The sequence below is a fragment of the Rhizobium sp. USDA 3886 genome, from assembly GCF_056279785.1.
On the sequence record NZ_JBWCDC010000001.1, the window covers coordinates 2,941,299 to 2,954,800 of the forward strand.

At 60.5% G+C, this 13,502-nt stretch carries 11 protein-coding genes; 1 reads left to right on the forward strand and 10 read right to left on the reverse strand.

Annotation, left to right across the window (positions count from 1 at the left end; translation table 11 throughout):
- Position 1: 1 nt before the first annotated feature.
- On the forward strand, positions 2-808 hold the full coding sequence (gene fabI, locus ACZ9BX_RS15095; protein ID WP_476218725.1) for an enoyl-ACP reductase FabI: 807 nt from the start codon (positions 2-4) through the stop codon (positions 806-808).
- A gap of 120 nt (positions 809-928) precedes the next feature.
- Here the strand turns inward: fabI and ACZ9BX_RS15100 are convergent, their stop codons facing one another.
- From ACZ9BX_RS15100 to nusA, 10 genes are all read right to left on the reverse strand, one after another.
- Positions 929-1,840, reverse strand: a complete 912-nt coding sequence (locus tag ACZ9BX_RS15100; protein WP_476218726.1) for a nucleotidyltransferase and HEPN domain-containing protein — start codon at positions 1,838-1,840, stop codon at positions 929-931.
- A gap of 174 nt (positions 1,841-2,014) precedes the next feature.
- On the reverse strand, positions 2,015-3,031 hold the full coding sequence (locus ACZ9BX_RS15105) for a class I SAM-dependent methyltransferase (RefSeq protein ID WP_476218727.1): 1,017 nt from the start codon (positions 3,029-3,031) through the stop codon (positions 2,015-2,017).
- A 75-nt stretch (positions 3,032-3,106) separates the two neighbouring features.
- The gene (pnp, locus tag ACZ9BX_RS15110) at positions 3,107-5,248 is read right to left on the reverse strand and encodes a polyribonucleotide nucleotidyltransferase (protein WP_132560950.1); all 2,142 of its coding nucleotides are present in this window, start codon (positions 5,246-5,248) and stop codon (positions 3,107-3,109) included.
- A gap of 338 nt (positions 5,249-5,586) precedes the next feature.
- The gene (gene rpsO, locus ACZ9BX_RS15115) at positions 5,587-5,856 is read right to left on the reverse strand and encodes a 30S ribosomal protein S15 (protein WP_026283114.1); all 270 of its coding nucleotides are present in this window, start codon (positions 5,854-5,856) and stop codon (positions 5,587-5,589) included.
- A gap of 156 nt (positions 5,857-6,012) precedes the next feature.
- Positions 6,013-6,864, reverse strand: coding sequence for an alpha/beta fold hydrolase (locus ACZ9BX_RS15120; protein ID WP_476218728.1), 852 nt, complete (start codon positions 6,862-6,864; stop codon positions 6,013-6,015).
- 103 nt (positions 6,865-6,967) lie between these two features.
- Positions 6,968-7,900, reverse strand: a complete 933-nt coding sequence (gene truB, locus ACZ9BX_RS15125) for a tRNA pseudouridine(55) synthase TruB (protein WP_476218729.1) — start codon at positions 7,898-7,900, stop codon at positions 6,968-6,970.
- A 12-nt stretch (positions 7,901-7,912) separates the two neighbouring features.
- Positions 7,913-8,320 carry a 30S ribosome-binding factor RbfA gene (rbfA, locus tag ACZ9BX_RS15130; protein WP_476218730.1) on the reverse strand — a complete coding sequence of 136 codons (408 nt, stop codon included), beginning with the start codon at positions 8,318-8,320 and terminating at the stop codon, positions 7,913-7,915.
- 76 nt (positions 8,321-8,396) lie between these two features.
- Positions 8,397-11,066: a translation initiation factor IF-2 gene (infB, locus tag ACZ9BX_RS15135; protein WP_476218731.1), complete on the reverse strand. Its 2,670-nt coding sequence runs from the start codon at positions 11,064-11,066 to the stop codon at positions 8,397-8,399.
- A gap of 99 nt (positions 11,067-11,165) precedes the next feature.
- Positions 11,166-11,852 carry an RNA-binding protein gene (locus ACZ9BX_RS15140; RefSeq protein WP_037144073.1) on the reverse strand — a complete coding sequence of 229 codons (687 nt, stop codon included), beginning with the start codon at positions 11,850-11,852 and terminating at the stop codon, positions 11,166-11,168.
- Positions 11,852-13,462, reverse strand: a complete 1,611-nt coding sequence (nusA, locus tag ACZ9BX_RS15145; RefSeq protein WP_132560960.1) for a transcription termination factor NusA — start codon at positions 13,460-13,462, stop codon at positions 11,852-11,854. The genes ACZ9BX_RS15140 and nusA overlap by 1 nt, the downstream gene beginning before the upstream one ends.
- Positions 13,463-13,502 lie beyond the last annotated feature (40 nt).

Genomic DNA, 13,502 nt, shown 5'->3' on the forward strand with positions numbered 1-13,502 from the left:
CATGACGGCAATCATGCAGGGTAAGCGCGGGCTCATCATGGGCGTCGCCAACAACCATTCTATCGCCTGGGGCATATCAAGGGCGCTTGCAGCCCAAGGCGCCGAACTTGCCTTCACTTATCAGGGAGAGGCGCTTGGTAAGCGGGTGAAACCGCTCGCTGCTGAAGCCGGCTCGGATTTCGTCGTACCCTGCGACGTCGAAGACATCGCCTCGGTCGACGGCGTTGTCGACGCACTCAAGGAGCGTTGGGGCAAACTGGATTTCATCGTTCATGCCATCGGTTTTTCCGACAAGAACGAGCTGAAGGGCCTTTACGCGGACACCACGCGCGAAAACTTCAGCCGCACGATGGTGATATCCTGCTTCTCCTTCACGGAAATCGCCAGACGCTGCGCACCATTGATGAACGAAGGCGGCTCGATGCTGACGCTGACCTATAACGGTTCCACACGCGTCATCCCGAACTACAACGTCATGGGGGTCGCAAAGGCGGCTCTGGAGGCGTCCGTGCGCTATCTCGCCGCCGACTACGGTCCGCGCGGCATCCGCGTCAATGCCATCTCCGCAGGCCCGATCCGCACGCTGGCCGGCGCCGGCATTTCGGATGCCCGTGCAATCCTCTCCTGGAACCAGCAGAATGCTCCCCTCCGCAAGACGGTCAGCATTGATCAGGTCGGCAATTCCGCCCTCTACCTGCTCTCCGACCTGTCCGCAGGCGTGACCGGCGAAATCCATTTTGTGGACGCTGGCTACAACATAACCTCGATGCCGACGCTGGATACGCTGCGCAAGGCAGATGTAGAGTAAGCGAGGCGCTTAGTCGCCGGCGGCGCCTGTTGCTCCAAGGCGGCAGGGCACCGGTTTTCTATCAGCGAAACGGCCCACAGCGCGTATCTGCTCAGTTACTGGATAAAGTTCGGAAAGCCGTCAATTGCCACCGCTTGCCCGCTCCAATTCCGAAAGGCGCTCCTTACAAATCGCCGCGACAACCTGGTGCAAGTGTTCTGTCCGCTCAAGCAGCCAGGCTAGCGCTTCTTCGGTGATCTCGAAGTGCTTCGAGTACCGCGCCTTCACATAGGCTTCGTTGAGGATGTTGTACCAAGCGGTATAGCGGTGCTGGTCACGCGGCCAGGCGTCGATGAGCCGGCGGTCCTGATCTTCAGCCAGCCCGCGCAGGAATTTCAGATTGTGCGACGGCGGGCTGTAGTTGGTGAGGGTCAAGAGTAGGCAGGAATAGGCAGTTTCAACGGCTTGGTGGAAATTGAAAGCCGCATGATTGGGCTTGCTATCAGAGATCGCATATCGAGCTAACTGGCAAAAATATTCAGCGCTTGCAAACTGCCTCTCGAAGTGTTCCTTCGCCACCCTGTACGCATCGAGGGCGGAGAGCTTTTTCGGTTCGGCCAGCGGCCGGTCGTCGAGCTCGTAGAGCACGATGCCCTCGCGCAAGATGTCGACGAAGAAATACTGGCCGTCGGCCAGGAAGTTATTGACCTCCCTGGCACCATGGACGATCAGCCCGACCGGGGTCTTCACGCCTTTGTCCCAGAGCAGCCGGTCGGTCGCTTTCTCCCAGTATTGCGGTTCTGCCAGCTGCTTGGAATTGACGATGACGAGGATGTCGTAGTCGGAGCGGTAGCCCTTCATCGTGTGCGGCTCGTCGACCCAGGTGCCGCGGCAATACGAACCAAAAAGGAGAATCTTTAAGATCCGGCCGCGCTTCTTGAAGGCGGCAGACGTGCCTGACAGCGCATCGGCGAACTCCTCATGGATGATCGCAACGACGCGGGCAAGCTCGCGCTGCTTTTCTTCCGGCAGATGTTCCAGGGACGATCGCATGGTCCATCGATAGGCCAAAGACGATTCGCCGTCTACTACTGGAAACTGTAGGAACCGCCGTAGGAAGATGCAGCGGGTTGATCCGGCGGGGCAACCAAATCGATGATCTACGGCGTCGCCGAGTGACTACAATTGGATTGACGCAAATGAAAAAGCGACCACTGGCCGCCTTTCTTATTTCTTCGCCCAGAGCACCTTGAAGCGCGCGTTGCGGCAGGTTTCGCCGCTTTCCTTGAAGTTTGCAGCGAGCACCGGCTCGTAAGGCAGGCCGCGATTGGCGACGAGCATCAGGCGGCCGCCACCGCGTAGCGCCGATGCCGCCGTCTTGATCATCGCCTGGCCGAGCGAAGGCTCCGCCGCGTGTCCTTCATGGAAGGGTGGGTTCATGATGATCAAATCGTACTTGTCCTTGACCGGTTCAGCCGCCAGATCGTGCCAGAAGAAGCGCGCCGGCGCGTTCGGGCAGTTCTCCGCCAGATTGGCCTTAGCAGCTTCGAGAGCGGCGTGGTTGGCTTCATATAGATCAAGGCGGCTGACGCCTGGCGAACGTTCGGCCTGTTCCACCGCGAGATAACCCCAGCCGGCGCCGAAATCGGCCACGTCGCCGGTGAAGTCTGTCGGCAAGCGCGAGGCGAGCAGTTCGGATCCGTCGTCGATGCGGTCATGCGAGAACATGCCGGCGCGGGCCTGGAAGCGGCCGTCGACGCGTACCGGCGCCTTGGCGAATTTCGAAACAATTTCACTGATATCCGTCGGGCATGCGAACCAGAAGGCAACGCCATGAAATTTGGGCATATGCTCGATCTCGAGACCGAAACCTTCCATGCGCTTGCGCAGCGGCTGGATGCCGTCTTCCTTGCCGCCGGCGACGACGATCAGGCCGCCCGCCTTCACGAGGGAAAGTGCGGCTGCGATATTCGCTTCGTTCTCGCCTTTGTGCTTCGTGCAGAGCACGAGTGCCGCATCATAATCTTCGCCGTCGATCTCCGGCGACGCTTCGACGCGCTGCGACAGAAGCTGCCTGTAGAGCGGCCGGAAGCCCTGCACGGCGCTGAGGGATGCTCCAAAGCCCTCCGGCAGCACAAAGCCTGCCTCGGCCCCCAGGAACAGCACACGCTCACCGTCGCGCGGCGCCTCGATGGTACCGCTCACAAAGGGGTGGAACAGGGTCTTCAGCGTTTCGCGACTCATAATCTCTTCTCGACTTCGAATACAAAAAGGGCGCGGGAAAACTCCCGCGCCCATGAACGGTTGGAAAGGCGCGGCTTACTCGGCCGCTTCTTCCTTCTTCTTTTCGCCGGCCGGGAGTTCCTGGCCGGTCGTCTGGTCGACGACCTTCATCGACAGGCGGACCTTGCCGCGCTCGTCGAAGCCGAGGAGCTTGACCCAGACCTTCTGGCCTTCCTTGACAACGTCCTGCGTCTTCGCGACGCGCTCAGAAGCAAGCTGCGAGATGTGGACGAGGCCGTCACGGGCGCCGAAGAAGTTGACGAAGGCGCCGAAGTCGGCGGTCTTGACGACCGTGCCTTCATAGATCTGACCGATTTCCGGTTCTGCGACGATCGAGTGGATCCACTTGCGGGCCGCTTCGATTTCCTTGCCAGAAGACGATGCGATCTTGACGGTGCCGTCGTCTTCGATGTTGATCTTCGCGCCGGTCTTTTCGACGATCTCGCGGATGATCTTGCCGCCCGAGCCAATGACTTCACGAATCTTGTCGACCGGGATGTTCATGACTTCGATGCGAGGGGCGAATTCGCCGAGCTGGCCACGGCTCTCGGTGATGGCCTTCGCCATTTCGCCGAGGATGTGAGTGCGACCGCCCTGGGCCTGGCCGAGAGCGACCTTCATGATCTCTTCGGTGATGCCGGCAATCTTGATGTCCATCTGCAGCGAGGTAATGCCGTCGGCAGTACCTGCAACCTTGAAGTCCATGTCGCCGAGATGGTCTTCGTCACCAAGGATGTCAGAGAGGACGGCGAAGCGATCGCCTTCCAGGATCAGACCCATGGCAATACCGGCAACCGGCTTGGCGAGCGGAACGCCAGCATCCATCAGAGCGAGCGAAGTCCCGCAAACGGTGGCCATCGAGGACGAGCCATTCGATTCAGTTATCTCGGAAACAACGCGCAGCGTGTAGGGGAACTGCTCGGCACTCGGCAGCATCGGGCGGATAGCTCGCCATGCGAGCTTGCCGTGGCCGATTTCGCGGCGGCCCGGGGAGCCCATGCGGCCAGTCTCGCCAACGGAGTAGGGCGGAAAGTTGTAATGGAGCAGGAAGCGCTCCTTGTACATGCCAGTCAGGCTGTCGACGTATTGTTCGTCCTCGCCGGTGCCGAGGGTAGCAACAACGATTGCCTGCGTTTCACCACGGGTGAAAAGCGCGGAGCCATGGGTACGTGGCAGGAGGCCGACTTCCGAGACGATCGGACGAACGGTCTCGAGGTCGCGGCCGTCGATGCGGCTCTTGGTGTCGAGAATGTTCCAGCGAACGATCTTCGCCTGCAGGTGCTTGAAGATCGCGCCGACTTCTTCAGCGGTATACTTGGCTTCGCCTTCCTCAGGAAGGAAGCGTTCCTTCACCTTTGCCTTGACGGCGTCGACAGCAGCGTAGCGTTCAGCCTTCTGCGTGATCTTGTAGGCTTCGCGGAGTTCAGCTTCGAAATGCTTCAGCATCTCGCCCTCAAGCTCGGAATAGTCTTCCGGCTGGAAGTCGCGCGGTTCCTTGGCAGCTACTTCGGCGAGCTTGATGATCGCGTCGAGAACCGGCTGGAAACCACGATGACCGAACATCACGGCACCGAGCATGACGTCTTCCGGCAATTCCTTGGCTTCGGACTCAACCATCAGAACGGCGTCGTGCGTGCCTGCGACAACGAGATCAAGCGTCGACTCGTCCATCTCGTCGAGATGCGGGTTGAGGACGTATTCTCCATTGATATAACCGACGCGGGCGCCGCCGACCGGGCCCATAAAGGGGACGCCGGAGAGCGTCAGGGCTGCGGAGGTCGCGACCATCGACAGGATGTCAGGGTTGTTTTCGAGGTCATGCTGGATAACAGTGACGACGACCTGCGTGTCGTTCTTGTAGCCTTCCGGGAAGAGCGGGCGGATCGGGCGGTCAATGAGGCGGGAAACGAGGGTTTCGTTTTCGCTCGGACGACCTTCGCGCTTGAAGTAGCCGCCAGGGATCTTGCCGGCTGCGTAGGTCTTTTCCTGGTAGTTAACGGTCAGCGGAAAGAAGTCCTGGCCTGGCTTCGGCGCCTTGGCGGAAACGACGGTGGCAAGAACCACGGTTTCGCCGTAGGTCGCGAGAACGGCACCATCGGCCTGACGGGCGATCTTGCCGGTTTCGAGCTTCAGCGGGCGGCCTGCCCACTCGATTTCCACGGTATGGGTATCGAACATATGTCTCGTCCTTCGATGCGGGAGCGCGCGCCGTCGCGGAAAGCGCAGCGCACAGTCGACCGCAATTGGTGTGACGTATCATGGGCAAGACAACGGGAGGCTTTTCATCCTCGGTTTTCTGAGAAACCGGACCAAAGCCCTCCTTAAAAGACTTTGGCCGAAAGCATCCGGCAATCCTGCCCCATGACAGGTCAACGGTTGGTTTGGCAGAACCGGCCCATCCGGGTCTGCCTGAGTTTCCTCCACGCGAAGATAGGGCGCGGCGGCAGAATTTCATGGGCTTTCGAGCCCCTCAAAAAATCCGGCGGGTGCCCATAAGGAACGCCCGCCGGAAATCATTAGCGGCGGATACCCAGGCTGGTGATCAGCTTGGTGTAACGGCCTTCGTTCTTCTTCTTGAGATAGTCAAGAAGCGAGCGGCGGCTCGAAACCATCGTCAGCAGGCCACGGCGGGAATGGTTATCCTTCTTGTGGCCCTTGAAGTGTTCCGTCAGGTTGTTGATACGTTCGGTCAGGATCGCAACCTGAACTTCCGGAGAACCGGTGTCGCCTTCGAACGTTGCGTATTCCTTGATGAGAGCCGTCTTGCGCTCAGCTGTAATCGACATCGGATGTTCCTTTCTATGAGAGGAGATTAGGTCGCCAAAAGCCGGGATGCCGTCCAGCTTCGGCCGCGAATGCACTCAGGTCCTGCCTGATGCTGGCGCTGCCTATAAACCAAATGAGCCTCGATGGAAAGGGGCTCGCGCCAGATGGCGGATTTATCATTTACCCGCCATCGCGTCACGTATCATCGCATTGTACCCTTCGGGATCCTGCAGCATCGCAAAATGGCTGGCATCCTTCAGAATGACGAGCTTGGCGCCGGGAATCTCCTTCGCCATCGTCTCGGTGTGATCGAACTTGATCGCTTCGTCGTGATCGCCGATTGCCAGAGTGACGGGCACGGCGATCTTGCCGAGGTCGGCAGCAGTCCAGGCGGGCTCGCTCATCCACATCGCCGAAATCTGGTTGACGAACGCGTCATATTCGTTCGGCGTCGGCGAGAGCTTCTTGTAGGCCTCGCCCGCGACATTGATGTAGTCGTTGAAAGTCCTGTTGGTCATCACGTCCGGCTTCACTCCGTCCGTCGTCACATTCGCTGCCTGCGCAATGACACGCGTCAGCTTCTCGGGATGCTTCATCGCCATGTCGATGCCGATAATGCCTCCATCCGACCATCCGACAAGCGTGACCTTGTCGAGCTGCAGATAATCGAGCAGCGCAACATAATCGGAAGTCATGAGATCGTACCCGAAAGGCTGCCCGCTGCGTGTCGAGCGCCCGTGTCCGCGGCTGTCAGCAACGATCACCCGATGATCTTTGGCAAAATCCTCGACCTGATGAGCCCAGACATCCGCACTGCCGAGGCCGCCGTGGATAAAGAGGATCGGATCGCCTGCACCGTACTCGGCGTAGTACATCTTGATGTCGTTCACTTGCGCCATGCCGCTTGTCTTTGCTGGCGGCATGGGAGGAAAGGCGGGCAGTTCCGCCCAGCGTTCGGCAGGCTCGGCATTTGCGGCCATGAGAACGGCCGAAAAGAACATCGCGATTCCAAATACAACTGCGCGCATGAGCCGCTCCTCAACCTGGGCGGCCTCTATAGCCGCAAGGAGGCGAAGCATAGCTCAAGGCGAATGATTGACAATTGCCACCGAAAGGATGCGTTGCCGAACCTCAAACGAAGACGCGCTTCGGGCGGAACTCTCCCTGGCCGATCTCGCCGATCGCGATAAGCTTGCCGCGCGCCGTCGCATAGGCTTCGCTTTCGACAACTGGTGCATCCCGGCCTCGCACGAGAATGGGATTGCCCATCCTCAAGCGATGTGCCTGATCATCATTGACCACGAGGTGCGGCAGCGAGGACAGGGCTTCGCTGGTATCGATCAGCAGGGCATCGAGCGCGGCAAGGCGCTCATCCATATCCTCGATCATTTCGAGCGCGACGAGGTTTGCGAGCGGCACCATGCTCTCTTCGGCGAAAGGCGCCACGAAGGTCCGGCGCAGCCCCGAGATATGGCCGTAGCAGCCGAGCTCGCGGCCAAAATCACGAGCGAGCGCACGCACATAGGTGCCCTTGCCGCATTCGACCTCGAAATGTGCAGTTTTCTCATCCGGGCAGGTAAGCAGCGTCAGGCGAAAGATCTCGACCTCGCGGGAAGGGATCTCCACCGCCTCACCGTCGCGCGCCAGATCATAAGCGCGCTCGCCGGCGATTTTGATCGCCGAGAATTGCGGCGGCACCTGGCTGATGACACCGGTATGTTTCGGCAGAAGATCGCGGATCTGCTTTTCTGTCGGGCGCTTGTCGGAGCTTCGGGTCACTTCGCCTTCGAGGTCGTCGGTTGCGCGTTCCTCGCCCCAGGTCACGGTGAATTCATAGATCTTGCGGCCGTCCATGACGTAGGGAACGGTCTTCGTCGCATCGCCCAGCGCAATCGGCAGCATTCCAGACGCCAGCGGATCGAGCGTGCCGGCATGGCCGCATTTTTGCGCCTTGAAGAGCCACTTGATCTTGGAAACGGCTTCGGTCGAACCGAAATCGACAGGCTTGTCGAGGATCAGCCAGCCGGAAACCGGGCGGCCCTTGGGTTTGCGTGGTTTGGACATACGCTTCTTCTGCTATTGTTCTTCAGTGTCGTCGTCGAGATCACGCTGGACCTCCGGCGAGCGCAGCAATTCGTCGATCTTCTTGTAGTTATCGAAGCTCGTATCGTCGCGGAAACGGACCTCCGGCATATATTTCATCTGCCGGAGTTGCGGGCCGAGACGGCCGCGGATGTATCTGGCGTTGCGGTTCAGCGCATCGATGATGGCGCCGTGATCGGAAACGCCAAGCGGCGTCACGTAGGCGGTTGCGATCTTCAGGTCCGGCGACATACGGACTTCAGAAATCGAAATGACGGTGTTTTCGATCACGTCATCGCGCACTTCGCCACGCTGGAGAACCTGCGTGATTGCGGCGCGAACCTGCTCACCGACGCGCAGCATGCGCTGCGAGGGTGCCGAGGATGTGGGTTTTGCTGTCATTGTTCTTTGCCCTGAAAAGGTTCGGGCGCCGGCCTCTCATGATCCGGCGCCCGTCCAAAGTTCTAGTTTTGCGCCGTCAGAGCGTGCGGGTGATGTGCTCGACGCGGAAGCATTCGATCGTGTCGCCTGCGCGAATGTCTTCGTAATTCTCGAAAGCCATACCGCATTCCTGGCCGGAATGCACTTCCGAGACTTCGTCCTTGAAGCGCTTGAGCGTCTTGAGCTTGCCTTCGTGGATGACGACGTTGTCGCGGATGAGGCGGACGCCGACGCCACGCTCGACCTTGCCTTCGGTAACGCGGCAGCCTGCAACCTTGCCGACCTTGGTGATGTTGAACACCTCGAGGATCTCGGCATTGCCGAGGAATGTTTCGCGCCGCTCCGGAGAGAGCAGACCGGACATCGCCGCCTTAACGTCATCCACGAGGTCGTAGATGATGTTGTAGTAGCGGATTTCGATGCCCTGACGCTCGGCAAGCGTACGCGCTTGCGCATTCGCACGAACGTTGAAGCCAATGATTGCAGCACCTGATGCTTCCGCGAGGGAAATATCCGACTCGGTGATACCGCCAGCCGCAGAGTGTACGATGCGGGCGCGAACTTCATCCGTTCCGAGTTTGTCGAGCGCACCGGCAATCGCCTCGATCGAGCCCTGCACGTCGCCCTTGACGACCAGCGGGAACTCCTTGACGCCGGCAGTCTGAAGCTGGCTCATCATCTGTTCCAGCGAGCCGCGCTGACCCGAATGGCGGGCAGCAGCCTTGTCTCGGGCGAGACGCTGGCGGTACTCGGAAATCTCGCGGGCGCGAGCTTCGTTTTCGACAACGGCGAACTTGTCGCCCGCCTGCGGCGTGCCGGAAAGACCCAGAACCTCGACCGGAGTGGCCGGGCCTGCTTCCTTGACATGCTCGCTCTTGTCATCAACCAGCGCACGCACGCGGCCCCAGACATCGCCAGCCACGATGATCTGGCCAGGCTTCAGCGTGCCCTTCTGGACGAGGACCGTTGCGACCGAACCACGGCCGCGGTCGAGCTGCGCTTCGATCACTGTACCCTCGGCCGTCCGGTTCGGATTGGCCTTGAGGTCGAGGATTTCGGCCTGCAGCAGGATCGCTTCGAGCAGCTTGTCGAGGTTGGTTTGGTTCTTCGCCGAAACTTCGACGTCGAGCACTTCACCGCCCATGGACTCTACGAAAACCTCGTGCTGCAGAAGCTGTGTGCGCACCTTCTGCGGATCGGCCGTCGGCTTGTCGACCTTGTTGATCGCCACGATGATCGGAACGCCTGCCGCCTTGGCATGGTTGATCGATTCGATGGTCTGCGGCATCACGCTGTCGTCAGCCGCAACCACGAGGATTGCGATGTCCGTCGCCTGCGCACCACGAGCACGCATCGCCGTAAAGGCTGCGTGGCCGGGGGTGTCGATGAAGGTAATCTTCTGACCGTTCTGCTCGACCTGGTAGGCGCCGATATGCTGGGTGATCCCGCCGGCTTCCCCGGCCACCACGTTCGCATGGCGAATGGCGTCGAGCAGCGAGGTCTTGCCATGGTCGACATGGCCCATGATGGTGACGACCGGCGGACGCGAAACCTGTTCGCCCTCGTCATCCGTCACATTGAAGATGCCGAGTTCGACGTCGGATTCGGAAACACGCTTGACGGTGTGGCCGAACTCGCCCGCGATGAGTTCTGCAAGGTCGGCGTCGATGACGTCGCCAGGCTTCATCATCTGGCCTTCCTTCATCAGGAACTTGATGACGTCGACGGCACGTTCCGACATGCGCTGCGACAGTTCCTGAATGGTGATGGTTTCCGGCAGGATGACTTCGCGCATAACCTTTTCGCGCGTTTCCTGCATCTGGCTGCGGCGGAATTTCTCCTGGCGGCGACGCATAGCGGAAAGCGAACGGCCGCGCGCATTGCCGTCGTCATCGACGTTTGCCGTTGTGATCGTCAGCTTGCCGCGGCGGCGCTCCTCTTCGGTCTTCGGACGCGTCGTCACCGGTTTTGCCGGTTCCGGGCGAACGACCCTGCCACGGGCAGGAGCCCCACGAGGAGATCCGCGCTCTTCCTCCTCACCTTCCGGACGACGGCCGCGGACAACCGGTGTCACCCCAGCTGGAGCCGGACGAGCAGGAGTAGGCACAGCGGTCTCGGGACGCACGGCCGAAGCCGGGCGCGGAGCCTCTGCCTGGACGTTGGCAGCTTCTGGCGCAGGAACCTCGGCCGGCGCAGGAGGACGGGCGGCCTCTTCGGCTGCGCGGCGGGCTGCTTCAACCGCCTCCGCTTCGCGACGGACGGCTTCTTCGGCTGCACGGCGCTTTTCTTCTTCAGCGCGGCGGATCGCATCTTCTGCATCGCGGACCTGGGCAAGCGCCAGCGCGCGCCGGCGGGCATCCATTTCCTCGGGCGAAAGATGATTCAAGACAACCGGACGCGGGCGGTCCTGCTGGCGAGGAGCCTGCGAAGCTGACTGCTGCGGACGCGGCGGCTGGCCGCCCGGCTTTTGGATGCGCGGCGCAGGGGCCTGCGCCGGAGCGGATTCTGCCGCGCGGGGTGCCGGTGCCGGCGTTGCCGGGCGATCGTCTTCAGGACGCATCGGGCGCCGCTTGCGAGTCTCGACAACGACCGCCTTGGTGCGACCGCGGCCCATATCCTGGCGCACAGTTCCCTGGCTTATCCCCGATGGTTTCAAGGTAAGCGTCTTCTTTGCTCCAAGCGTCTTGTCGTCATTGCTATCAGTCATTCGTTCCCGTTCCTTCGGACAGGGAGCGATGACGTCATCAAACCCTGTCGTTCAAATGCTTTTCGATCAATGATGGGCCGGCCGGTGCCGGTCGCCGCATCATTGTTTTTGCTGGCCAGCGCCGCCTGGTGCTCGGGATTGACCGCCGCTGCGGTACTTTTCGAGCATCTTTGCGCGCTTCACTACACCCTCACCTGCCTGCCCTGCAAGCACCGCGGCATGGATAAAAGCATTCTGGCCCATCACGCCTTCCATTTCGCTCTCCGAGAAGAGACGGAAGGAAGGTATTTCCTCCTCGGTTTCCATTCCGAGGTGCCAGGCCTTGCGAGCCTGATCGATTTTTCTCACGCCATCGTCCGCAGCATCCGTCGAATGGAACACCGCGAGTGCCGCTCCGCTTCTAACTGCGGCATCCACTTTCGAGGAGCCGCTGACGAACTGGCCCGCCTTGCGCGCCATGTTCATCATCTGCATCAGATGCTGTGCGAGCAGCCGGTCGACGGTTTCACCCAGATCGGCAGCTACCTTCACATCCGCCTTCAGTGCACGGGCGAAAGACTTCTTCGCCACCGCCTTGTCGACCAACGCGCGATCAAGCTTGACCCAGCAGCCGCGCCCCGGAAGCTGACGCTTCAGATCGGCGACAACTGTCCCGTCGGGAGCCGCGACAAAGCGGATCAACTCATCCACCGATCCGCTTTCACGCGTCACGATGCACATGCGGCCGTTCACGTCATAACCTGCAAGATCATCATCCTCAGGAGAAGCGTGCAGCTCCGCGATCATTATGCGTCCTGCTCGGCAGCGTCGGCGTCGGCTTCGACAACTTCAGCGTCCTTCGCAAGATCTTCCGCGGTGATCCAGCCGGCGGCGATGCGCGCCTGGACGACCATCTGTTCGGCCTCGACGCGCGAAACGTCGAACTTCGAGAAGAGGCCCTCGAACTTCTTGGTTTCGCCGTTCTTGCGCTCTGTCCAGCCGACGAGATCGTCCGCCGCGCAGCCCGCGAAATCTTCCAGCGTCTTGATGCCGTCTTCGCCGAGTGCCACCATCATCTGCGCGGTCATGCCGTCGATCTGACGCAGGTCGTCGGAAACGCCGAGCGCCTTGCGCTTCTCGTCCATCTCGGCTTCAAGCTTTTCGAGATACTCGCGGGCACGCTGCTGGATTTCCTGCGCCGTCTCTTCGTCGAACCCATCGATCGACGAAATTTCGTCGAGGTCGACGTAAGCGAGTTCTTCAACCGCAGCAAAGCCTTCCGAGGCCAGAACCTGGCCGACCATTTCATCGACGTCGAGCGCATCCATGAAGAGGTTAGTGCGTTCGTTGAATTCCTTTTGACGGCGTTCGGATTCTTCGGCTTCCGTCATGATGTCGATATCCCAGCCGGTCAGCTGCGAGGCGAGGCGAACATTCTGGCCGCGGCGCCCGATCGCCAGAGACAGCTGCTCGTCAGGAACTACGACTTCGATGCGTTCTGCATCTTCATCGAGAACGACCTTAGCGACTTCAGCGGGCTGCAGCGCGTTGACGACAAAGGTCGCCGGATCCTGCGACCAGGGGATGATGTCAATCTTTTCGCCCTGAAGCTCGCCGACGACGGCCTGGACGCGTGAACCGCGCATACCGACGCAGGCACCGACCGGATCGATCGAGCTATCGTTCGAAATGACAGCGATTTTGGCGCGCGACCCCGGGTCACGGGCGACCGAGCGAACCTGGATGATGCCGTCGTAGATTTCCGGCACTTCCATGGTGAAGAGCTTGACCATGAACTGCGGATGCGTGCGCGACAGAAAAATCTGCGGACCGCGCTGTTCACGGCGGACATCATAGACATATGCGCGAACGCGGTCGCCGTAACGGACGTTTTCACGCGGGATCATTTCGTCACGACGGATAATGCCTTCGCCACGGCCGAGATCAACGATGACGTTGCCGTATTCAACGCGCTTGACGGTGCCGTTGACGATTTCGCCGACGCGATCCTTGAATTCGTCGAACTGCCGGTCACGCTCGGCTTCGCGCACCTTCTGGACGATGACCTGCTTGGCCGACTGGGCGGCGATACGGCCGAAATCCATCGGCGGCAGCGGATCGGCGATGAAGTCGCCAAGCACTGCGTCGGGGTTGCGGTCGCGGGCCAGCTCCAGCGGGATCTGCGTGGAGTAGTCTTCTGCCTTCTCGACGACTTCGAGCAGTCGCTGCAAGCGGATTTCACCGGTCTTCGGATTGATATCGGCGCGGATGTTCGATTCCGTGCCGTAACGGGAGCGCGCCGCCTTCTGGATCGCATCCGCCATCGCGGCAAGCACGATTTCGCGGTCGATGACCTTTTCGCGCGCCACTGCATCTGCGATCTGCAGAAGTTCGAGCCGGTTCGCACTGACTGCCATTGTCTTATCTCTCCGTCTTGGCCTTCCGGGTTCCCGTCCC